The sequence below is a fragment of the Flavobacterium macacae genome (genome assembly GCF_003865365.1).
In the GTDB taxonomy this organism is placed as follows: domain Bacteria; phylum Bacteroidota; class Bacteroidia; order Flavobacteriales; family Flavobacteriaceae; genus Flavobacterium; species Flavobacterium macacae.
In genome coordinates this window covers 222,803-245,440 of sequence record NZ_RQVR01000002.1, presented here as the reverse complement: position 1 = coordinate 245,440, position 22,638 = coordinate 222,803, and the positions used below count along the sequence as shown (strand labels likewise).

The window sequence follows — 22,638 nt, the reverse complement described above, 5'->3', positions numbered from 1 at the left end:
AAGGATTTCCGTTGCAATCAGGGCTATAAGACGCTGATTGCCAGCAATACCTTTTTGCCGTGCCACAAAACCGTGGGATCAATCAGCACAATACAAAAAACACCAGCCACAATAATGAATTTTAAAAGATTGTGAAGGTTTAAAAAATCTTTTCTTGACGATGATTTCCATAATTTTATAAGAAAGAAAATCATCAAGATCATGCAGATATAAAAGTAAATGACCATATAGCCCACTTCATAAATATCAACCAAAAGATAAATAGGGAAAAGAGTTACAATCGACAATGCCGTAACGGCAATTTTAGAAATCCGTTCGCCATAAACCACCGGAATTGTCTTGTAATCGCTCACAAAATCACCTTTCATGTTTTCTAAATCTTTAATCATTTCGCGAATCAAAATCAGCAGGAAAAGAAAAATGGCGTGGCCAAAAATAATGCCGATTTTCTGCCAGTCGTATTCGAGGTATTGGCCTTTAAAGTAGTAAAGCAAAATTCCGAAGAAAGGAAAAACCGCCAAAACCGAAGCCGTCAAATTGCCAATTATCGGGTATTTTTTCAGCTTGTGTGAATAAAACCAAATCAAGAAAATATAAATGGAGTAGAAGAGGCTCACGCGCCAAGACACAAAATAAGCCACTAAAACGGTCAAAAAATTCAACCCAAAATAAACGTACAGTTTGGTTTTTTGGCTTACCAATCGATCCAACATTGACTTATTCGGACGGTTGATCAAATCTTTCTGGGCGTCATAAAAATTATTGATGATATAGCCCGAAGCGATGCAAAAGCTAGAAACCAAAACCAAAATAAAAAGGTTGAAGTCTAAAATTATATCTAAAGCTCGCGTGTTTTCAGGAGCCAAAATAAAAATAGCCGAAAGATATTGCGCCAATAAAATGACAGGGATGTTGTAACCGCGAACCACAGAAAACAAACTGATAATTTTCATTACAAGAAGTTTGTACTTTCTGCTTAGCATTTTTTCGTGGTAAAAGGTTGGTTGGGTTAAAGGTAAAAGGATTTCTGTCTAAAATCAATGTATTGCATTAATTTTAAGACTTTAACTTTAAAGATGTACGATTAAAATCGATTAAAACTGGTAAACTACTTCCAGTTTGTAATCTTTCAAGGCTTCTTTGGCTTTTTCATAATCGGGTGTAAATCCAAGGATGTAACCGCCACCGCCTGAACCGCAAAGTTTTAAATAGTAATCGTTTGAATCCAGTCCTTTTTGCCAAATTCCGTGAAATTGTTCCGGAATCATCGGCTTGAAATTATTCAAAACTACTTTTGAAAGTTTCTTGGTATTTGACAATAAAGATTTGATGTCTCCGTGAAGGAAATTGTCAATACTTGCGTCGGTATATTTAACGAATTGGTTTTTTACCATCGCCCTGAAACCTTTGTCTTTCAGGCTTTCCATAAAAATGCTGACCATTGGAGCTGTTTCTTTTGTCATTCCAGAATCAAGCAAAAAGACAGCGCCTTTTCCTTGAAGACTTTGAGTCGGAATTCCGGTAGCTTCAATATTATCGTGTGAATTAATCAAGATCGGAATGCTCAAATAGCTGTTCAAAGGGTCTAGGCCTGAACTTGTTCCGTGGAAAAAAGATTCCATTTTTGAGAAAATCTGCTTTAGTTTCAAAAGTTTTTCACGAGTCAGGTTTTCTAAAACCGTTATTTTATTTTCGGCATATTGGTCATAAATCGCGGCAACCAAGGCGCCACTGCTTCCGACACCATAACCTTGCGGGATGCTGGAATCAAAATACATTCCGGCTTCCACATTCATTTTTAAAGTTGGGATATCAAATCGGACCAATTCAGGATTTTCGTCTTGCATGATTTCCAAATAATCCACAAAACGCTTCAAGCTCGCGTTTGATTTTATAGCTTCATCAGAAAGATTGTCATCAACTTTCAAACCTCCATTAAAAAAGTTATAAGGAATGGCCAAACCTCGAGAACCTCTGTTAATTGCGTGTTCACCGAAGAGTAGTATTTTTGAGTAAAATAATGGTCCTTTCATATTATTTGATGTCTTTCTTAATTTTATTTGGGTTTTGTCTGGTGTCGAAAATTGAAATAATTTCTAATTTAGTTGGATTGAATTTATATAAAAATGATGTCTGCTTGGTGACAACACATTTGTGCAACTTTTTATCGTTTAAAGATAATGGAAAGATTTTTGGATTTTCCGAAGCGATTAAAACTGAATCACGAAATTTTTTCATAAATATAATCCTCGCATTTACAGAAAACTTATTTTCAATGTAACCAGCTATTTCCACTAAACTATTTTGCGCTTTACTTGAAATTATTACTTTTCGAATCATTTTAAATATGGATCGATAAATGAGAAAAATTCAACATAATCTCCGTTTTCAATGTCTCTTTCTCCTTGCTCAATATCGGCTTTTTGCTCATCAGTTAATTCGTTCCACCAATCTTTTTTTTCTTTTTGAAAAATCTTTTTGATAGATTCAACCACAGCAAAATCATTTGTTTCTGCTAACTTTTTAATAAGCTCTAATTTTTCCAATTGAATATCCATTACCCAAATTTTAAATAAAGATACAAAATTTATAGTTTAGTTGCGCCAAATCCAATTTCATCGCAAATATATTGCGAGTTTTGACAATAGCCTACTAATTCATTCTTAATAAAATCTAAAACTTTATCGCTAACGTTTTCAGGATAAAGGACGTGGACATTCGCGCCAGCATCCAACGTAAAACAAACCGGAATTTGCGTTTCAGTTCTGAATTTCCAAATTTTATTGATGATTTCCAGCGTGTTTGGTTTCATCAAAATAAAATAAGGCATCGAAGTCATCATCATTGCGTGCAAAGTCAGGGCTTCGCTTTCCACAATTTTGATAAACTCGTCCAAGTTTCCTGATTCTAAAACGGTTTTTATTTTAGAAAGATTTTCGTGCGCCTGCTCAAAACGTCTTTCGGCATACGGATGATCGTGCATCAAATCGTGCCCAACCGTACTTGAAACTTGTTTTTCGCCTTTGTCAACCAATAAAATCGTATCTTGGTAGTTCTTAAAATTGTCGTGTATTTTGTTTGGAAATTCCACTCCAAATAAATCAGAACTTCCTGTAATTTCAGAATTTCCCCAAACCACAACGCTTCCTTTTACGCTTCGGCAAGCGCTTCCAGAACCCAATCGTGCTAAAAAAGACGCTTTTTGAAAGAAATAATCGTCTGTCATTTCAGGATGTAGTTGTTTTTCCAAACTCATCAAATTCATGGCCAAAGCCGACATTCCTGAAGCGGAAGATGCAATTCCAGAACTGTGCGGAAACGTGTTTTGAGTGTCAATTTCAAAATGATATTCTTTCAGAAACGGCAAGTACGGTTCAATTCGTTCCAAGAATTTCTGGATTTTCGGCTTGAAATCTTCTTTTGGTTTTCCCTCAAATAACAAATCAAACGAAAAATTTCCTGTCGTTTCTTTTTTCGAAAAAGCCAGTGAAGTAATCGTTTTGCAATGGTTCAAAGTAAAGCTGATGGATGGATTTGCAGGGATTTGGTTTTCCTTTTTTCCCCAATATTTCACCAAAGCAATATTGCTTGGGGCACTCCATTTTACAGCACCTTTTTCAATCGAATTTGTATATTTTGCCGGAATAAAATCCTTTTCAGAAACCATAAAATTAATTTTGTGCAAAGATACTTTTTTTGGATTGAAAAATTAAGTCAAATACAGATTTCAGCCACGAGCGCAGATTAATTTTTGTAAATTTGTGCAACATGTATTCCATTTTGTGGAATTTAAGGCAAAATAAAAAAGAGAGATGAATAAATATACAAGAATTTTAGTTTTAGTTGCCACCTGCTTGGTGGTCGGATATTTTTCGAGTTTGGTGACACAAGAAAGCGTGAACACGTGGTTTCCAACAATAAACAAGCCGAGTTTTAATCCGCCAGGCTGGCTTTTTGCACCCGTTTGGACCGCGTTATATATTATGATGGGAATTGCCGGCGGTCTGGTGTGGCACGAAATTAATTCTCCAAGAAGGGAAGAAGTTAAAAAAGCGATGTTGTTTTTTGCGATTCAATTAGCACTGAACGCGCTGTGGTCGTACCTTTTCTTCGGATTAAAAAATCCGTTATTGGCCTTGATCGAGATCTTTTTGCTTTGGTTGCTGATTTATGAAACCTACGCGAAATTCGGAAAAATTAATAAAATTTCAGGGTATTTATTTGTTCCTTATTTGCTTTGGGTGAGTTTTGCGACGGTGTTGAATGCAAGTATTTGGTGGTTGAATCAGTAATAAGTTTGCAGATTTTAATGTACAGTTTGCAGACTGCAATCTAAACCTGCGTTGTGAAAACTATATCGAATTCGCCACAATAAACCCGCTCGTCCAAGCATTCTGAAAATTAAAACCTCCCGTTATCGCGTCAATGTTTACAATTTCTCCAGCGAAAAATAAATTGGGATGCATTTTACTTTCCATAGTTTTGAAATTGATTTCCTTTAAATCGATGCCTCCAGCGGTTACAAATTCTTCCTTGAAGGTGCTTTTTCCATTCACTTGAAATTGTCCGTTGGTGAGCTGGTTCGATAAATTTTGAAGTTGCATTTTAGACAAATCGGCCCATTTGGTTTCCTCTGAAATTCCGGAAGCCAAAACCAAACTTTCCCACAAACGATTTGGGAATTCAAACGGCGATTTTTTGGAAACCGCTTTTTTAGAATGTTCTTGTTTTAATTCTTTCAAAATCACTTCGGCATCTTCGGCATCCATATCGTTCAACCAATTGACGAAAATCGTAAACTGATAGTTTTTTTCGAATAAAGTTCGGGCTCCCCAAGCCGATAATTTCAAAATCGCGGGTCCGCTCATTCCCCAATGCGTCACCAATAATGGCCCTGCAGAGGTCAATTTTGTATCTTTTACTTTCACCGAAACTTGTGCAGAAACACCCGGCAATTCTTTTATTCTAGGATCTTTTATGTTGAAGGTAAACAATGACGGAACCGGACTCACAATTGAATGTCCGAATTCTTGAAGCGTTTCCCACATTTTCGGGTTGCTTCCGGTTGCCAAAACTAATTTTTCGCAAATGTATTGTTCGTTTTGGGTTTCGATTTTCCAAAAATTCCCTTCCGAAGTTTCTGATTTATAAATCGACTGGACGCTTTGTCCGGTCAACACTTGGATTCCGAGTTTTTTTGTAGCCGAAGTAAAACAATCAATGATCGTTTGGGAGGAGTTCGAAACCGGAAACATTCGTCCATCATCTTCGATTTTCAATTCCACGCCGTGTTTTTCGAACCATTCAATCGTATCGCCAGAGCAAAATTGATGAAATGGACCACGAAGCTCTTTTTCGCCTCGCGGATAAAATTTCACCAACTCATTCGGTTCAAAACAAGCGTGGGTCACGTTGCATCTTCCGCCTCCAGAAATCCTGACTTTCGTCAAAACTTCCTTACCGCGTTCCAAGATTGCAATTTTTAATTTTGGATTTTTCTCGGCAATATTAATGGCGGTAAAAAATCCGCCAGCTCCACCTCCAACGATGATTATGTCGAAATTTTGGCTCATATTCTTTCGGGGAAATCGGTTATGATTCCGTTTACGTTATAGGTTTTAATTCGTTCAATATCCTCGGTTTCATTCAGCGTCCAAGTATAGACTTTGAAACCTTGTTCTTGTGCTTTCTGGACATTTTCGGGTGTCAAAAGGCTAAAATGCGGATGAATGGCTTTCGCCGAAAAAGCGGTTGCCCATTCCAATGCTTGCGAAACGCTGGCTTGCGACAGAACGCCCAAATGTATTTTTGGATTGATGGTGAAAAGCATCTCTAATTCTTCTCTTTGAAAACTCGAAACAACGAAATCTTCATACGAATAATCATTTTCAAGAATGTATTTTTCGATTAAATTCGAAACGGCTTTTGCAGTATGTCTTCCTTTTAATTCGATGTTGATGAAGCACTTTTTCCCGACCAAGTCCAAAACTTCTTCCAAAGTTGGGATTTCAATTTCATCGTTGATTCGCAAGGATTTTATTTCAGAAAGTGATAATTCAGAAACTGCTCCTGAACCGTTTGTGGTTCTGTCGACGGTGAAATCGTGGATGACAATCAATTCTCCTGTTTTACAAACGTGAACATCGAGTTCGATTCCGTCCACATTTAAATCCAATGCTTTTTGGAAGGAAGGAAGCGTGTTTTCGGGTTGGTGACCTTTGGCTCCGCGATGTCCGATGTAGACTATTTTTTTCAAGTTCGAGAATTAGTTTGCAAAAATACGCTTTTTTGAATTAGGATTATTTGGGAATCTTGTGGTAAAAACAGCTTCGCTTTTGAGGAATAACTTTATCGTTAAGTACTTTTTTTTGTTGTTTGAAGATTTGTAAGAAAAATTAAATACATTTGAGAGGAATAAGGACTGATGGTTATCAGCGGTATAGAGCCAGAATGAGATTTATTACTCTGGTTTTGTTAGGGATATATTAGTTATGTGCAAACAAAAAAAATCGTAGAAAAAATGAACTCTGAATTATTTGACCATTTAAAAGATTTTACAACCAATCCGTATTTATTTATTGGTTCGGGATTTTCACGTAGGTATTTAAACTTACCAACTTGGGAAGAGTTACTTTCGAATTTTTTTTTAGTTTCTTCTATTGAGGGAGAATTTGAATATTATAAATCAAAATGCAATAGTAATTTACCTTTGTTGGCTTCTAATTTGTCTAATGAATTTCACGAAATATGGTGGAAGAATGATTTATTTAAGGCTAATCGAAGTGTCAACAAGACTCTAGCAAGTGAAGGCATGAATTTACCTCTAAAAATAGAAATTTCAAATTATATCAAATCAATTCAAAGTATTTCAAAAGAATATGATAAAGAAATAGAATTATTAAAAACAAGTGTAATTGACGGAATTATTACAACCAACTGGGATAGTTTTTTAGAAGAAAATTTTAGTGATTTTAATATTTACATTGGACAACAAGAACTTCTATTTTCTGAAGCAATATCAATTGGTGAAATATATAAAATTCACGGATGCGTAACAAGGCCAGAAACATTAATTCTTACAGAAGAGGATTATTTAGATTTTAATTCCAAAAACGCATATTTAGCAGCAAAATTATTGACAATTTTCGTTGAACATCCTATTATTTTTATTGGTTATTCTCTTTCGGATAACAATATTCAACAAATTATTGACTCAATCGTAAAATGTGTAGAACCAAAAAATTTAGATAAATTAAAGAATCGATTGATATTTGTAGAATGGAAAAAAGATGCAGAATTTGAAATAAAAGATAGTAGCATCAAATTGCCTGATAATAAAGTCTTACCCATAAAATTAATAATAACAGATTCTTTCGAACCAATTTTCGAAACACTTTCAACCTTAAAAAGACAAATTCCGATTAAAATTTTAAGAAAACTTAAAAATTCAGTTGTCGAATTTGTAAAATCAAATAAACCAACTTCTCAAGTTTTTGTAGCTGATATTAATACAATAACAGATGATTCTTTAATTGAATATGCAATTGGTGTTGCAAGTCAATTATTATCAACACAAGGATATAAATCTATAGAAACAATTGACATAATTGAAGATATTTTAAATGATAATAAAAATTTCAATTCAAAACTATTAGTTGAAAATACATTTCCTAAAATTATTAAAGGAAATAGTTTTATACCACTATATAAATATTTAAGAAAAGAGAATTTATTAACAAAAACAGGGACTTTAAAATCAAAGAATAAATTCGAATTGAAAAAAAACACACCAAATTGTTTTTTACCCCCAATTGGTTGCATAAAAAAGCAAACAGAAATTAGAAGAAACCATAAAGATGTAAATTCAATTATTAATAGTTTTGATGTTTCACATTCTTTAAATTATATTCCCTTATTAGATTTTAAAACTATTAATCTCAATCAACTTTTAAAATTTTTAAGAAGTTGTTTAAATGATGAAACCATAAAAACATCATCAAATTTCAGAAAGTTAGTATGTTTATATGATTACCTGAAATTTGGAATAGAAAATAATGCCAGTAGCTAAAGCGGTTACAAAGGATTTGGGTATTAGGTCGAATTAAAAAATAGTTTATTACATAATGGCAAAAACTCACATCTTTAATTCCAAACCTTGTTTACTGCCAGAATGTTATCGGTCAAACTAAAACTAAACTGAAAGAAATGAAATCCACTTCATTCCCAACGCTATCCACCCAAAGGCTTTTTGCTTCGACAAATACAACAAGGCGATATTCAAAATATTTTCCACGGACTTTCTAATCGGGACGTGATACAATACTACGGAATCAGTTTTACGAGTTTGGAAGCTACAACAGCACAAATGACGTGGTTTAAAAATTTAGAAGAAACGGAGACTGGAATTTGATGGGCCATTTGCTCGAAAGACAACCAACTATTTTACGGAGCTGGTGGATTTAATGCATGGAGCAAAGAACACAAAAAAGCAGAAATTGGCTTTTGGCTGTTGCCTGATTATTGGGGAAAGGGATTTATGCAAGAGGCGTTTCCAATACGCTGTGCGTACGGATTTGAACACCTTGATTTAAACCGAATTGAAGGATTTGTAGCTAGTGAAAATACAAATTGTAAAAAAGCTATTGAGAAAATGAACTTTAAATGGGAAGGAACCCTGCGAGAATGCGAAATTAAAGACGGCAACTATTTGAATCTTGCTATTTATGCTAAACTAAGAAACAAATAAAAAAAGCACAAACCGTAATGATTTGTGCTTTTTTAAATGAGTTACATTTTGATTAATTCGTCAAAACCCAATATTGCCAAGGCTTAAAATTATGCTTTTGGTCTTTTGCCAACGTCACTTTTTCACCGGTCATATAATTGGTAAACGTACCGTCGATTGGTGCTGTGAATTGTTGGTCTTTTTTAGATAAATTACCGATATAAATTACTTTTTTACCGCCTTTTTCTCTTTCGAAAGCCAAGATATTTGCATCAGCCGAAGTAGCCAAACGCTTGTAAGAACTTGCGTTTTTTCCTCCGTTTAACGCTTCATTGTTGTTTTTCAGCGCTCCTAATTTTTCATAAATCGGGAACATTTTTGCCTTTGTTTTTGGAATAGAATCTTTCTCGAAAAACTTCAATCTTCTCCTCAAATCATATTCTTGACCTGTGTAAATCAACGGCATTCCAGGCATAATGTACGTCAACGCGGTGTACGCTTCTACGCCGTCGCCCATTCTTTCGTATTCGGTTCCGTTCCAAGAATTTTCATCGTGGTTGGACGTGAAGTTCATAAAGAAGTCGTTTTTCTCGTATTCTTTGCCAATTTTTGTAAAAACGGCATCCAAATCTTTCACGGTTTTTGTGCCTTTGTTGATATCGTTCATCACGTGATGTGCTTCCCAACCGTAGGCCATATCAAACAATCCGTCTTTTAAAAGATAGTTTTTGTTGGATTCCATCAGCATAAAAACTGGCTTCACTTTTTTCAATTCTGGAATGGTTTTTTGCCAGAATGCTGTCGGTACATTATCGGCAACGTCACAACGGAAACCGTCAATATTTTCTTCTTTTACCCAATATAACATTTCGTTTTTCATCGCTTCATTCAGCTCTTTATTAGAGAAATCTAAATGGGCAACGTCGGTCCAGCCCCACGATTTTCCTGTTTCAGGATTCAACGGATCGGTTACTTCGCCTTTGGCATTTTTTTGATAATATTCAGGGTGTTCTGTAATCCATTTGTGGTCCCAACCGGTGTGGTTCGCTACCCAGTCAAGAATGACGTACATTCCGTTTTCGTGGGCGGTTTTTACCAATTTTCTGAAATCTTCTTTGGTTCCATAATCTGGATTAATTGCCGTATAATCTGAAATGGCATATGCGCTTCCAAGGTATTTTTCTCTTTCTTTTGGGTCTTTAATATCTTCCACAGAAAGTTCTCCCGTTGCTTTCCTGTTTTTCATAGAAATTGGGTAAATCGGCATCAGCCAAATTACTTTTACGCCTAATTTTTTCAGTTCAGGAATGTCTTTCGTGAAAGCATTAAAAGTTCCTTCAGGAGAATATTGGCGAATGTTTGCTTCGTAAATTACGGCGTTTTCAGCCAATGCATCTGATACCGGAGCGATTGTTTCTGTGGTAGAAGCGGTTACTTCTTCGGTTTTTTTATCGTCTTTGCAAGAGATAAAAGCTGAAATGGCGACTGCTAATAAGATTGTTTTTTTCATAAGTTTATTATTTTAATTCTAAAACCAATACCGATTTTCCGTCCAAAGAAATTTCATTTTTCAAGTCAACTGATTTTCCGGAAAGTACATCTTTTCCTGATGTGAATGCTTTTATATTTTCTTGAAAACGGTTTGTTTTGATGGTTTTCGCTTCCGCAGAATTGTTCATCACAACCATCACCGTTTCCTTGTCATTGTGTCTGAAATATACATATACATTTTGTTCTGGAATGTAATGCGTCATTTTTCCGGTATGGACCACGTCTTTGTTTTTTCTCCATTGGAATAATTTTGCTGTCACATCGAAAAATTTATTTTGCTTTTCGGTTCTTCCTGATTTTGTGAAAGCATTGTTTTTATCGCCAGCCCAACCTCCAGGAAAATCTTGGCGGATATCGGCATCGCCTTTTCCTTTGTCGCCAGCCATTCCGATTTCGGAACCATAATACAACTGCGGAATTCCACGAACGGTAGCCAATAAAGCCATGGCCATCGTGTACTTCTGGATGTCGTTTTTATAATTTTGGTTGAATCTTCCCGTGTCGTGATTTTCGGCAAAAATCAATAAATTGTTGGTGTTTGCGTATAGAAAATCGTTTGTGAAATTGTCGTATACCTTGATCATTCCGTCGTTCCAACCTTCTTTGTCTTCGTTAAAAACATTTCCGAAAGCATCGTGCAACGTAAAATCCATTACACTTGGACAATGTGAATTGTAGCTTTGAATCGCGCTAATCGGGCTGTCTTTTTGCCAATAGGACATTTGGGCTTGGTCGTGCATCCAAACCTCTCCGACGATGTTGAAATAAGGATATTCATCGGTAATTGCTTTCGTCCATTTTGCGATTCCCACTTTATCATTATAAGAATACGTATCGACCCTAAAACCATCTAAATCGGCATATTCAATCCACCAAATAGCGTTTTGGGTAATGTAATTTAAAACCAAAGGATTCGATTGGTTCAAGTCAGGCATCGACGGAACAAACCAGCCGTCCATGCAATATTTCGCGTCAATTGCCGAAGCATTTGTGTCGAATTGCGTTGTCATTCTGTAGTTCGATTGTGCATATCCTGGAAATTGGTGGAACCAATCATAGCTTGGCAAATCTTTAAACATCCAGTGTTCAGCACCCCAGTGGTTGGTCACATAATCTTTGATTAATTTCATGTCCCGTTTTTTCATTTCGGCTGAAAGTTTCAAATATTCTTCGTTGGTTCCATAACGTGGGTCAATTCGGTAAAGGTCAGATTGTCCGTATCCGTGGTACGAATATCCTTTGTCGTTATCTTCGCAAAGTGGCGTGCTCCAAAGTGCGGTAACGCCTAATTCTTCCAGATAATCTAAGTTTTTTGTGATTCCTTCGATGTCTCCACCGTGACGACCGCCCGGCAAGCTTCTGTTGGCTTTTTCCGTGGTTGATTTATCGCTGTCGTTGTTCGGATTTCCATTCGCAAAACGATCTGGCATGATCAGATACATCATGTCTGAAGAATCAAAACTTTGGCGCTGGGCTGAATTTGCTCTTCTTTCTTTTAAAGCATATTTTTTTGTAAAGGCTACTTTGTTTTTGTTTTTAAACGAAAAAACTAAATCGGAAGCGGGAACATTTTTAGTGTCGATAGTAACGAAAATGTAGTTCGGATTTTCGGTTTTGACTACGTTTTTTATCACCACATTATTAGAAACTGAAGCTTCGTATTGTGCGATATTTTTTCCGTAGAACATGATTTGAAGTTCAGGATTATGCATTCCGGCATACCAAAAAGGTGGTTCAACTTTATCAATTTGGGCGAAAGCGGAAATGGATAGAAGTAAAAATAAAAGTGTTTTTTTCATTGTATTGTTGTTTTCTCGAGTGATTTCACGCGAAGTTTATTCTATTGGTTTTCTCACAAAGGCGCTAAGTAGCAAAGCAAATCGATATTAAAACTTTGCGCCTCTCCGTCTTTGCGAGATAAAATATTTATACGGTAACCAAAGTATTCGGTTCTACCAAGACAGCATTTCCGTTTACATAAACCGTCAGCTCTTTTGTTCCTTCAAGTGAAAATTTAGTTTCGTTTGAAGCGACTGAAACTTGCAAAATTTGGTTTCTGAAATTGATTTTAAACGAATAACCTTCCCATTGTTCCGGAATTCTTGGTTCAAAATGCAACGTATCATTTTTGACACGCATTCCTCCAAAACCTTCGACGATACTCATCCAAGTTCCAGCCATACTCGTGATATGGCAACCTTCTTCGACTTCTTTATTATAATCGTCCAAGTCCAAACGAGACGTTCTCAAATAGAAAGTATAAGCTTGCTCCATTCTACCCAAACCTGCCGCCTGAATGGAATGGACACAAGGTGAAAGCGAAGATTCGTGAACCGTAAATGGTTCGTAAAAATCAAAATGTTTCTCTAATTGTTCTCTTGAAAAATGGTCTTCGAAGAAATAAAACCCTTGCAAAACATCGGCTTGCTTGATATAAGGCGAACGTAAAATTCGGTCCCAAGACCATTTCTGGTTGATTGGCCGTTGGCTTTTGTCCAAATCATTCACTTTTACTAATTCCTTGTCCAAGAAACCGTCTTGTTGCAAATAAACATCGTGTTCTTCTGAAAAAGGGAAGTACATTTTGTCGGCCACTTTTTTCCATTGTGCCATTTCAGCCTTGTCTAAATTGACTTTAGCTATAATTCTGGAATAGTCAGAAGCATATTCTTTTGCTACTTTTTCGATCTGCTCCAAAGCGTAATCGATACACCATTTTGCCAAATAATTCGTGTAGAAATTATTGTTTACGTTGTTTTCATATTCATTCGGACCCGTAACTCCAAGGATTACAAATTGGTCTTTATTAGTAGAATAGGTCGCTCTTTGGTGCCAAAAACGAGCAATGGCAATCAAAACTTCCAAACCTTTTTCTGGAATATAACTGTAATCTCCGGTAAAACGGAAATAGTTAAAAATTGCAAAAGCAATCGCACCATTTCTGTGGATTTCTTCAAACGTAATTTCCCATTCGTTGTGGCATTCTTCACCGTTCATCGTCACCATCGGATACAACGCAGCGCCATTGGTAAAACCTAATTTACCAGCGTTTTCAATGGCTTTATCCAATTGATTGTAACGGTACGTCAGCAAATTTCTCGCAACTTGCTGGTCTTTTGTCGCCATATAAAACGGAATGCAGTACGCTTCAGTATCCCAATAGGTTGAACCGCCATATTTTTCCCCTGTAAAACCTTTTGGACCAATATTTAAACGAGAATCTTTACCCAAATACGTTTGGTTCAATTGAAAAATATTGAAACGAATTCCTTGTTGTGCTTTTACGTCGCCATCGATGGTGATGTCTGACATTTCCCAGATTTTTGCCCAAGCTTCAATTTGCTCTTGCAACAATGTTTTGTAACCTTTTGCTTTCGCAGAAGCGATTACTTTTTGAGCTCCAGCAATTAATTCCGAATTTTCGTGGTTCAGCGAAACCGTGTAACCGCCAAATTTTTGAATAGACGATTTTTCTCCTTTTGCAACTTGCACTTCATACAAAAACTGTACTTTTTCCGCGGAATCGTCAACATTTACTGGAGAAAGATTCAAATTTTTATCATTTGAAAAAATGCTGTTCGACATATAAGTCGCTACATTGAAGTGCGTCTTGAACGTTCTTGCCACAACAAAAGCGTCATTTTCAGAATGTTTAACGTCTAATGGCTCCCAGAATTTTTCTTCCCAGTTCGCATCTTCGTTTTTCACGCCAGCATCGATATACGGTTTGTAAACGATTTTGGCGTCTTTATTTAGAGGCGTAATTTCGTAATTGATGACACCCAATTCATCCGAATCCAAAGAAAGAAAACGACGAACGTTTACTTCAATTTCGGTTCCGTTTTGCAAGGTTGCCACGAAAGAACGATGGTACCAGCCTTCTTTCATATTTAATTCACGCTTGAAATTTTGAACTTCAGGACAAGCATTCAAGTCGAAATTTTCGCCGTTGATTTCAATTTCAATTCCAATCCAGTTGGGTGCATTCAATACTTTTGCAAAATATTCTGGATAGCCGTTTTTCCACCAGCCCACTTTGGTTTTGTCTGGATAATAAATTCCGGCGATATAACTTCCTTGGAACGTTTCAGCCGAATAATTTTCTTCAAAATTCGCTCGCTGTCCCATGGCGCCGTTTCCGATACTGAATAAACTTTCGGAAGATTTTACGCGCTCGGCATCAAATCCTTCTTCTATGATTGACCAATTATTTGGTATGATATAATCTTGGTTCATTGTATTTTTTGTTTAAAGTTTAACGTCTAAAGTGGAAGGTTGCGTAACTGGAAACCTTAAACTCTAAACCTTTTAACAGTGATTTATTTGATTAATGATTCGATGAATTGCTCATCGATATGTGTGAAATCTGGAAAGATAAATTGAGCTTCGTGGAGGATTTTTGCTTCACCTATACCAACACTTTTCATATTGGCGATGTTTGCCGCCTGGACTCCGGCTACAGAATCTTCAAAAACAATGGCATCTTCTGGATTCGCTCCTAATAACTGCGCTGCTCTTAAAAAAACTTCAGGGTCAGGTTTTGCGTTTGTCACGTCGTTTCCATCTACAATTGCATCGAAATAACTGATAATTCCAGTTTTCTGTAAGATGGGCCGTGCGTTTTTACTGGCAGAACCAAGAGCAATTTTTTGGTTGTTTTCTTTCAGAAATTTTAAAACCGGAACAACGCCAGGTAAAATTTCACTTTCGTCCATATCTACCAAATAAGAGAGATAGTCTTCATTTTTTTGAACCAGCCAAAGGTTTTTATTTTCTTGGGTGGCTTCTATTTTTCCTAATTCAAGGATAAGGTCAAGCGAACGAACGCGGCTTACGCCTTTTAGTTCTTCGTTGTGTTCTGGTGTGAATTCGATTCCGAGTTGGCTGGCTATTTTCTGCCACGCCAAATAATGGTATTTTGCCGTGTCCACAATTACTCCGTCTAGGTCGAATATGAATGCTTTTGTTTTCAAAATTTTATACTTTAATTATGTCATCTTCATCTTTTACCCTCGCAACAAATAGTGCGGCAATTAAAAAAGCAGCACCGCTGGTTACAATGGCATAGATGGGATTTCCGCCATAAACATATTTAACGATTGGACCGCCGATGATGGCGTTGATGATTTGAGGAATTACAATGAAGAAATTAAAAATCCCCATATAAACTCCCATTTTTTTAGCAGGAATGGAACCTGATAGAATGGCGTAAGGCATTGCTAAAATACTTGCCCAAGCAATTCCGACACCAACCATTGATAAGATCAACCAGTTTGGAGTGGGAGCAAAATAAACCGAAATCAATCCGATTCCTCCAACGATTAATGAAAAGGTGTGTGTAGATTTTCTTCCGAATTTTTTAGCGATAGCGGGCAAAAAGAAGGCGAATACAGCTGAAATAGCATTGTAAACTCCGAAGATGATTCCTACCCAGTCGCCCGCTTCCTGATATGTTTTACTACTGGTATCGCTTAAAGGAAGGTTATAGACGTGATGTGCAATTGCCGGAGTGGCGAAAACCCACATTCCGAACAAAGCGAACCAAGAAAAGAACTGTACCCAGCCCAATTGTTTCATGGTTTGCGGCATATTCTTGAAATCAGTAAAAATATTCAGTAAACTGGAAGACTCTTCTTCGTGGACAATTCCTTTCGCTTTATCGAAAGCCTCTAATTCTGCCGGAGAATACTCTTTGGTTGCAGCAACCGTCCAAAGAACGGCGCCAACCAGAACAGCCGCACCGATAATAAAGGACAAAATAAGATGATAAGGAACTTGGCCAGGAAGCGCCTCGCTTGAAATTCCGAACCAATTGCTCAAGGCATAAGGAAGCCAAGAACCGATTACGGCCCCAAGGCCAATCATAATGGTTTGAACGCTAAAGCCTAAAGTTCGCTGGTCGGAGGGAAGTAAATCGGCTACCAAGGCACGGAAAGGTTCCATGGCAATGTTGAACGACGCATCCATGATCATCAGCATTCCGGCTCCAACCCAAAGTGCAGGCATAAAAGCAGTTAATGTAGCGGATTGCGGCATAAAAATCAATCCAAACGCCGCTAAAACAGATCCGATTAAAAAGTAGGGTTTTCTTCTGCCGAAACGGGTCCAAGTCCTGTCGCTGTAATGCCCAATAATGGGCTGGACAATCAATCCTGTTAAAGGAGCAACAATCCAAAACCACGACAAACTGTGTACGTCGGCTCCGAAAATTTGCAGAATTCTACTGGCATTTGCATTTTGCAAGGCAAATCCCATCTGTATCCCCAAATATCCGAAACTCATGTTGCAAATATCAAAGAGACTTAATTTACGCTTTTCCATTATCGTAATGAATTGATTTATTTACGATAAGCGATGTTGCTTATCAAAACTTAATTTTTGTTTTCGAAGTAAAAATATAAGTATGATAATGTTGCAAATATATAATTTTTTTGAGCTTAAAATTAAAATCTCAATATTTAACAATTGAAAGAATTGAAAAATATTGAGATTATTCTATTGATTTACAGTTGTTTAAATCAAACTACAACGTTGGCGTAGATTCTCTAAGTACCAAATGTGTTTCAATAACTTCGGTTTTAAAATGTTCTTCTTCTTCCTCTTCTGATTCTAATCTGTCGATGAGCATTTTTGCTGCTTTTCCACCCATTTTTATTCCGTTTTGGGAAACGGTGGTAATGCTCGGAGATGAATATTTTGAGATGATTCCGTCAGTAAAACCAATGATAGCAATGTCTTCGGGAACTCTTTTGTGTATTTTTTTGGTTGCTTTGATCGCTGTAACGGCAAATAATTCGTTGACGGCAAAAACAGCGTCGATTTCATTATTAGCAATTAATTCTTCTATCTGAAAATCGCAAATGTCGATGTCTTCAATTTTTAAAATTAAATTAGGATCTACAATGATATCGTTGGTTTTTAGCGCTTTGATGTATCCGTCGGTTCTTAATTTACCAACGCTTACATAATCAACGGTTGTGATCAAGGCAATTTTTTTGAATCCTTTATTTATTAAGGTCTGAACAGCTTCATAAGCAGCCAAGTTGTCATCGATAATTACTTTGTCGCATAAAACGTCATTGGTCACGCGGTCAAACATCACGACCGGCATTCCCTGGTTGATCACTTCGGTAATGTGGTGGAAATCTTTTTTGTGCTGTGTTTCTTTAGAAAGTGACATGATGAAGCCGTCAATAGTTCCGTTTGCCAGCATTTCCATATTGATGACCTCTTTGTCAAAAGATTCATCAGATAACGTTACGATCACGTTGTATCCGTGTTCGTTGGCTACGTGTTCGATACCGCTGATTACCGTGGCGAAAAAGTGGTGCACAATTTCTGGAATAATGATTCCGATGGTTTTTGTCTTCTTGTTCTTCAGGCTCAGGGCAATCAGATTAGGCTTGTAATTGTATAACTTGGCAAAAGCTTGGACTTTTTGACGCGTGTCTTCGCTAATTTCGGGGCTGTCGCGAAGTGATTTTGAAACAGTAGAAATTGAGACATCTAATTCCTTTGCAATTTGCTTTAAGGTTACTTTTCTTCTCATGGGGTTTTGTTCAAGTATTAATTTGTCAATAAAGATAAATTTAAATTTTATTAATCGGTATTTTTAAGCGAAAAATTGCTTATTTCCGTAAAGTTGTCAACACGCAAACGTTTTCGGTACCTTGTTTTACGAAAACGTTTTTGTAGTGTGAATATTTTACATAAGTTTAACATTCGAAGTGAAAATATACAGTATTCAAACTCAATTTTTAACCTAAACAAAATGTATGAAAACAATTTATAAAAAGTTGTTGCTTTTAGTACTACTTCTTCCGTTTAGCGTGCTGGCACAAAGCACATTAAATGGTAATGTAAAAGATCAGTCGGCTGGTTTTGGATTACCCGGAGTAAGTGTTACAATTCAAGGTGGTTCTGGCGGAGCTACTACAGATCTTGAAGGAAATTTTCAGCTTTCAGGAGTAAAGTCAGGAGATGTGATCTCTTTTTCTTATTTAGGATACAAAATGACGACAGTAACTTATACTGGACAGAATAATGTAAATGTATTTATGGAGGAAGACGCTTCACAATTAGATGAAGTTGTTGTTATCGGATATGGTACTACTACTAAAAAAGATGCAACTGGAGCTTTGACTAACATTACATCTGAACAATTTAATAAAGGACCTTTAGTATCTGCTGACCAATTATTACAAGGTCGTGTAGCAGGTTTGCAAATTACAAATGCTGGAGGTGAGCCAGGTGGAGGTTCTTTGATCAGAATCAGAAGCGGTTCTTCTTTGAATGCAAACAATGATCCTTTATATGTTATTGACGGAGTTCCTGTTGATGCTGGTGGTGGTGGTGTTGAAGGAGGAAGAAATCCTTTGGCAAATATCAACCAAAATGATATTGCAAGTATGACCATTTTAAAAGATGCTGCTGCAACTGCCATTTATGGTTCAAGAGCATCTAATGGTGTTGTAATCATTACTACTAAAAAAGGAAAGTCTGGAGATATGCAAGTGACATATAACGGAAACTTTCAAGTAAATGAAGTGGTAAAAACAGTTGATGTTTTAAGTGCGAACCAATATAGAAATTATATTAATGAATTTGGTAGCCCGTCTCAAATCGGATTACTAGGTACTGCAAACACAGATTGGCAAAAAGAAATCTATAGAACTTCTTATAGTACCGATCACAACGTGGCGGTTTCTGGCGGAAATGACAATGTTGTTTACAGAGCTTCTTTAGGATATTCAAACTTAAATGGACTTTTGAAACACGATAATTTTGAAAGAACTACTGTTGGTGCCAATGTTACTGGTAACTTTTTAGACAAACACTTGAAAATTGAAGTAAATAATAAGACTACAATTATTCAAAATAACTTTAGCGAAAGAAGTGCTATTGGTGCTGCAATTGCTTTTGACCCAACGCAACCTGTTTACCAACAAAATGCTTTTGGAGGTTACTACCAATGGGCAAACCCAACAAGTGGTGTGTATGAAGTAAATGCTTCAAGAAATCCAGTGGCATTTTTAGAGCAAAAACACAATTTTGGAACAACTTACAGAAGTATCGGAAATGTTCAAGCTGAATATAAAATCCACTCATTTGAAGATTTAAAATTGGTAGCTAACTTTGGTTATGACTATAGTTCAGGAAGAGCTTTTGGTAATACAGATGATGATTATGTTGTTCCTGCTGAGGCTGGTTCTGAATACAGAAGAGAACAAGAAAATCAAAATAAAGTAATGGACTTGTATTTTAATTATAAGAAGACTATTGACGCTTTAAATACAACCGTAGATTTAACAGGAGGTTATAACTATCAAGATTTTAGATATAACTCAACAAGTTTTAATTATGATGCTGCAAATGATGTCTTAAATCCTGCAAACCCTAATAACGAACGCTTGAACATTCAATCGTTTTTTGGACGTGCAACATTTACAATTGCTGATAAATATATCATCAACGGATCGTTCAGAACTGATGGATCTTCAAGATTTCAAAAAGACAACAGATGGGGTTATTTCCCAGCTGCTGCTGTAGCTTGGAAAATTAGCGAAGAAAGTTTCTTAAAAGAAAGCACTATTGTAAGTGACTTGAAATTAAGAGCGAGCTGGGGAATCACAGGACAACAAGATACAGGAGCACGATATCCATCTTATCCTTTATACTCAAATTCAACAAATACAGCAGGGTATCAAATTGGGTACAATCCTGACGGAAGCCCAATTTATGTACAAACTTCATCTCCACTTGGATACAACCAAGATTTGAAATGGGAAGAAACTACAACAATAAACTTAGGTGTTGATTTTGGATTCTTTAATAATAGATTGCAAGGAGCTGTTGAGGTTTACAAGCGTAAAACAAATGACTTAATCGTTTTTGCACCAAATCCTCAAGGAGTTAACTTTTCAAATGGAGCAAATTACAACATCGGAAATCTTGAAAATCAAGGAGTTGAGGTGAGTTTTGATGTGTATCCAATTAGAAATGATAAAATGACTTGGAGAATTGGAGGAAACGTAACTTTCCAAGACTCTGAAATTACTGAATTGACAGGTTCAAAAGCAGGATTTAACATTGGAGGAATCTCTGGAGGTACGGGAACAACAGTTCAAAACCACCAAGTTGGATTTGCACCATCTGCATTCTTTGTTTACGAACAAGCGTATGATGCAGCAGGAGCGCCAATTGATGGAGTTTATGTTGACAGAAATGCGGATGGAATTATCAATGCTGATGATAAATACAGATACAGAAAACCAGCAGCAGATATGTTCTACGGATTCAATACTGATTTTTCTTATGAAAATTGGTGGTTCTCTATGAGCTGGAGAGGTAGCGTTGGAAATTACAATTATAACAACGTAAATTCAAACTTCGGTAACCAATCACAATCACTTCCTTCAAACGGAAACTATCTTTCAAATGCACACGTAAGTATATTAGATACTAACTTTGCAAGCCCAAGATATGAGTCTGATTATTATATTCAAGACGCATCATTCTTAAGAATGGATAACGTGAGTGTTGGTTATACTTTCAATAATGTATTTTCAGAAGGATCAAGCATGAGATTGACTGGAGCTGTTCAAAATGTCTTTTTAATTACAGGTTATAAAGGAATTGACCCTGAAAATACGTCAGGAATCGACAATAATTTATATCCAAGACCAAGAACCTATACTTTAGGTTTGAATGTTAATTTCTAAAAATAAAAAATTGAATATGAAAAAAATTAGTTTAACTCTAACAAAGATTGGAATCTTGGTTCTGGCACTTTCTTTTGGATCGTGTACAGATGATCTTGACCAATCAAATCCGCAAAGTATCGGCAGTCCATCTGTAGATGAGTTGTACAGCAACCCTGCGGCATATAAGCAAACCCTTGCAAAATTATATGCAGGACTTGCGACTACAGGTCAAAACGGACCTGCTGGTTCTCCTGATATTACTGGAATTGATGAAGGAGCAAGCCAATATATTCGTGGACTTTGGTTAATGAATGAACTTTCAACTGACGAAGCAATAATTGGCTGGAATGATAACACAATTAAAGATTTTCACTACCAAACTTGGTCAGCAACCGATTTGTTTATCAATGCAACGTTCAGCAGACTTGATTTTCAGGTGAAAAGTTGTAATGAGTTTTTGAGACAAACAACGGATGAGAAATTAAACGGACGTGGTGTTTCAGAAGAATTAAAAGCTGAAATTGCAACGTACAGAGCAGAAGCAAGATTCTTGAGAGCCTTAAGCTACTGGCATTTCTTAGATTTATTTGGAGGAAGAGTAGGATTGGTAACAGAAAACGATCCAACATCTTACTTCCTGCCAGAGCAGGTTACAGCAACTCAAATGTTTGATTTCATTGATCAAGAACTTAATGAAATAAACGATTTGCTAAAAGCACCAAGATCAAATGAATATCCTCGTGCTGATAGAGCAGCTGCTTGGATGCTTCATGCCAAATTGTACATGAACGCTAGAGTTTACATCGGAACTGAAAAATCTGCTGAAGCAATTCCATTTTTAGATCAAATCATCTCATCTGGATATAGCTTGCATAATGATTACAAACAGTTGTTTATTGCGGATAATGATAGAAATGGTTCTCAAAACGAAGTGATTTTTGCAGTTGCTTTTGATGGATTAAACACAAAAACGTACGGAGGAACAACTTTCTTAGTTCACGCTCCAGTTGGAGGATCAATGTCAGCAGCTGAATTTGGAATCAACGGTGGTTGGGGTGGTATCAGAACTACTTCTGCATTCGTAAATAAATTTCAAACTGGAACCGCAGATCAAAGATCAAATTTCCACACAGATGGTCAGTCGTTGGTAATCAATGATGTCGGGAATTTTGCGGATGGATATGCAGTGAAAAAATTTAAAAATGTAGATATTAATGGAAATCCAGGATCAGATGCTTCAGGAGATTTTGTGGATACCGATTTCCCAATGTTTCGTTTGGCAGATGTGTACTTGATGTATGCAGAATGTGCTTTAAGAGGTGGTGGAAATGTAGGAACAGGACTTTCTTATGTTAACCTTTTAAGACAAAGAGCTTATGGAAATGCATCCGGAAATGTAGGTTCAATTGACCTTCAATTTATTTTAGATGAAAGAGCAAGAGAATTGCACTGGGAAGGACACAGAAGAACTGATTTGGTTCGTTTTGGTAAATTTACAGGAGGTTCTTATGTATGGCCTTGGAAAGGAAATACGTTAAACGGTAGCCCAACTCCAAGTTATAGAAATATCTACCCAATTCCTTCAAATGCACTGGCAGCAAACTCAAAACTAATCCAAAATTCAGGATACTAAAAACATTTAAATTTTAAGAAAATGAA

The 22,638-nt window shown here is 36.5% G+C and carries 19 protein-coding genes; 6 read left to right on the top strand and 13 right to left on the bottom strand.

The features are described 5' to 3' along the window. Positions 1-23: 23 nt before the first annotated feature. The 5 genes from EG849_RS02835 to EG849_RS02815 all read right to left on the bottom strand — a co-directional run bounded on the left by EG849_RS02835 (position 24) and on the right by EG849_RS02815 (position 3,667). Positions 24-983 carry a geranylgeranylglycerol-phosphate geranylgeranyltransferase gene (locus EG849_RS02835; RefSeq protein ID WP_125011568.1) on the bottom strand — a complete coding sequence of 320 codons (960 nt, stop codon included), beginning with the start codon at positions 981-983 and terminating at the stop codon, positions 24-26. A gap of 111 nt (positions 984-1,094) precedes the next feature. Further along, positions 1,095-2,033: a mevalonate kinase family protein gene (locus EG849_RS02830; protein ID WP_125011567.1), complete on the bottom strand. Its 939-nt coding sequence runs from the start codon at positions 2,031-2,033 to the stop codon at positions 1,095-1,097. A gap of 1 nt (position 2,034) precedes the next feature. After that, positions 2,035-2,340 (bottom strand): type II toxin-antitoxin system RelE/ParE family toxin, encoded by a 306-nt coding sequence (locus EG849_RS02825; RefSeq protein WP_125011566.1) that lies wholly within the window; start codon positions 2,338-2,340, stop codon positions 2,035-2,037. After that, positions 2,337-2,558 (bottom strand): hypothetical protein, encoded by a 222-nt coding sequence (locus EG849_RS02820; RefSeq protein ID WP_125011565.1) that lies wholly within the window; start codon positions 2,556-2,558, stop codon positions 2,337-2,339. The genes EG849_RS02825 and EG849_RS02820 overlap by 4 nt, the downstream gene beginning before the upstream one ends. A 29-nt stretch (positions 2,559-2,587) precedes the next feature. Next, complete coding sequence (locus EG849_RS02815) at positions 2,588-3,667, bottom strand: diphosphomevalonate/mevalonate 3,5-bisphosphate decarboxylase family protein (RefSeq protein ID WP_125011664.1); 1,080 nt, start codon at positions 3,665-3,667, stop codon at positions 2,588-2,590. Between the two features lie 145 nt (positions 3,668-3,812). Here EG849_RS02815 and EG849_RS02810 point away from each other — a divergent pair, with 145 nt between their 5' ends. Then, positions 3,813-4,292, top strand: a complete 480-nt coding sequence (locus tag EG849_RS02810) for a TspO/MBR family protein (protein ID WP_125011564.1) — start codon at positions 3,813-3,815, stop codon at positions 4,290-4,292. 60 nt (positions 4,293-4,352) lie between these two features. On the opposite strand, the gene EG849_RS02805 is transcribed toward EG849_RS02810, so the two are convergent. Both EG849_RS02805 and EG849_RS02800 read right to left on the bottom strand, forming a co-directional pair. After that, entirely contained in the window at positions 4,353-5,573 is a 1,221-nt protein-coding gene (locus EG849_RS02805) for a BaiN/RdsA family NAD(P)/FAD-dependent oxidoreductase (RefSeq protein WP_125011563.1), read from the bottom strand. Continuing rightward, a complete protein-coding gene (locus tag EG849_RS02800; RefSeq protein ID WP_233581740.1) occupies positions 5,570-6,256 on the bottom strand; it encodes a glycerophosphodiester phosphodiesterase in 687 nt (228 codons plus the stop codon). Before EG849_RS02800 ends, EG849_RS02805 begins: the two co-directional genes overlap by 4 nt. Before the next feature lie 264 nt (positions 6,257-6,520). Here EG849_RS02800 and EG849_RS02795 point away from each other — a divergent pair, with 264 nt between their 5' ends. The 3 genes from EG849_RS02795 to EG849_RS16020 all read left to right on the top strand — a co-directional run bounded on the left by EG849_RS02795 (position 6,521) and on the right by EG849_RS16020 (position 8,746). Beyond that, positions 6,521-8,068: an SIR2 family protein gene (locus EG849_RS02795; RefSeq protein ID WP_125011562.1), complete on the top strand. Its 1,548-nt coding sequence runs from the start codon at positions 6,521-6,523 to the stop codon at positions 8,066-8,068. A 180-nt stretch (positions 8,069-8,248) separates the two neighbouring features. Then, positions 8,249-8,410 (top strand): hypothetical protein, encoded by a 162-nt coding sequence (locus EG849_RS16025; protein ID WP_317125180.1) that lies wholly within the window; start codon positions 8,249-8,251, stop codon positions 8,408-8,410. A gap of 6 nt (positions 8,411-8,416) precedes the next feature. After that, the gene (locus EG849_RS16020) at positions 8,417-8,746 is read left to right on the top strand and encodes a GNAT family N-acetyltransferase (protein WP_317125182.1); all 330 of its coding nucleotides are present in this window, start codon (positions 8,417-8,419) and stop codon (positions 8,744-8,746) included. Positions 8,747-8,798: 52 nt separating this feature from the next. Here the strand turns inward: EG849_RS16020 and EG849_RS02785 are convergent, their stop codons facing one another. The 6 genes from EG849_RS02785 to EG849_RS02760 form a co-directional block, all read right to left on the bottom strand. Continuing rightward, complete coding sequence (locus EG849_RS02785; RefSeq protein ID WP_125011561.1) at positions 8,799-10,235, bottom strand: alpha-amylase family glycosyl hydrolase; 1,437 nt, start codon at positions 10,233-10,235, stop codon at positions 8,799-8,801. Between the two features lie 7 nt (positions 10,236-10,242). Then, a complete protein-coding gene (locus tag EG849_RS02780; protein WP_125011560.1) occupies positions 10,243-12,075 on the bottom strand; it encodes a glycoside hydrolase family 13 protein in 1,833 nt (610 codons plus the stop codon). Between the two features lie 127 nt (positions 12,076-12,202). Beyond that, positions 12,203-14,512 carry a glycoside hydrolase family 65 protein gene (locus EG849_RS02775; RefSeq protein WP_125011559.1) on the bottom strand — a complete coding sequence of 770 codons (2,310 nt, stop codon included), beginning with the start codon at positions 14,510-14,512 and terminating at the stop codon, positions 12,203-12,205. Positions 14,513-14,595: 83 nt separating this feature from the next. Beyond that, on the bottom strand, positions 14,596-15,249 hold the full coding sequence (gene pgmB / locus EG849_RS02770; protein ID WP_125011558.1) for a beta-phosphoglucomutase: 654 nt from the start codon (positions 15,247-15,249) through the stop codon (positions 14,596-14,598). Positions 15,250-15,253: 4 nt separating this feature from the next. Next, positions 15,254-16,597: an MFS transporter gene (locus tag EG849_RS02765; protein WP_125011557.1), complete on the bottom strand. Its 1,344-nt coding sequence runs from the start codon at positions 16,595-16,597 to the stop codon at positions 15,254-15,256. A 202-nt stretch (positions 16,598-16,799) separates the two neighbouring features. Further along, on the bottom strand, positions 16,800-17,825 hold the full coding sequence (locus EG849_RS02760; protein WP_125011556.1) for a LacI family DNA-binding transcriptional regulator: 1,026 nt from the start codon (positions 17,823-17,825) through the stop codon (positions 16,800-16,802). A gap of 226 nt (positions 17,826-18,051) precedes the next feature. Here EG849_RS02760 and EG849_RS02755 point away from each other — a divergent pair, with 226 nt between their 5' ends. Beyond that, the gene (locus EG849_RS02755; protein WP_125011555.1) at positions 18,052-20,997 is read left to right on the top strand and encodes a SusC/RagA family TonB-linked outer membrane protein; all 2,946 of its coding nucleotides are present in this window, start codon (positions 18,052-18,054) and stop codon (positions 20,995-20,997) included. Positions 20,998-21,013: 16 nt separating this feature from the next. Next, positions 21,014-22,612 carry a RagB/SusD family nutrient uptake outer membrane protein gene (locus tag EG849_RS02750; RefSeq protein ID WP_125011554.1) on the top strand — a complete coding sequence of 533 codons (1,599 nt, stop codon included), beginning with the start codon at positions 21,014-21,016 and terminating at the stop codon, positions 22,610-22,612. The last annotated feature ends 26 nt before the right edge of the window (positions 22,613-22,638 follow it).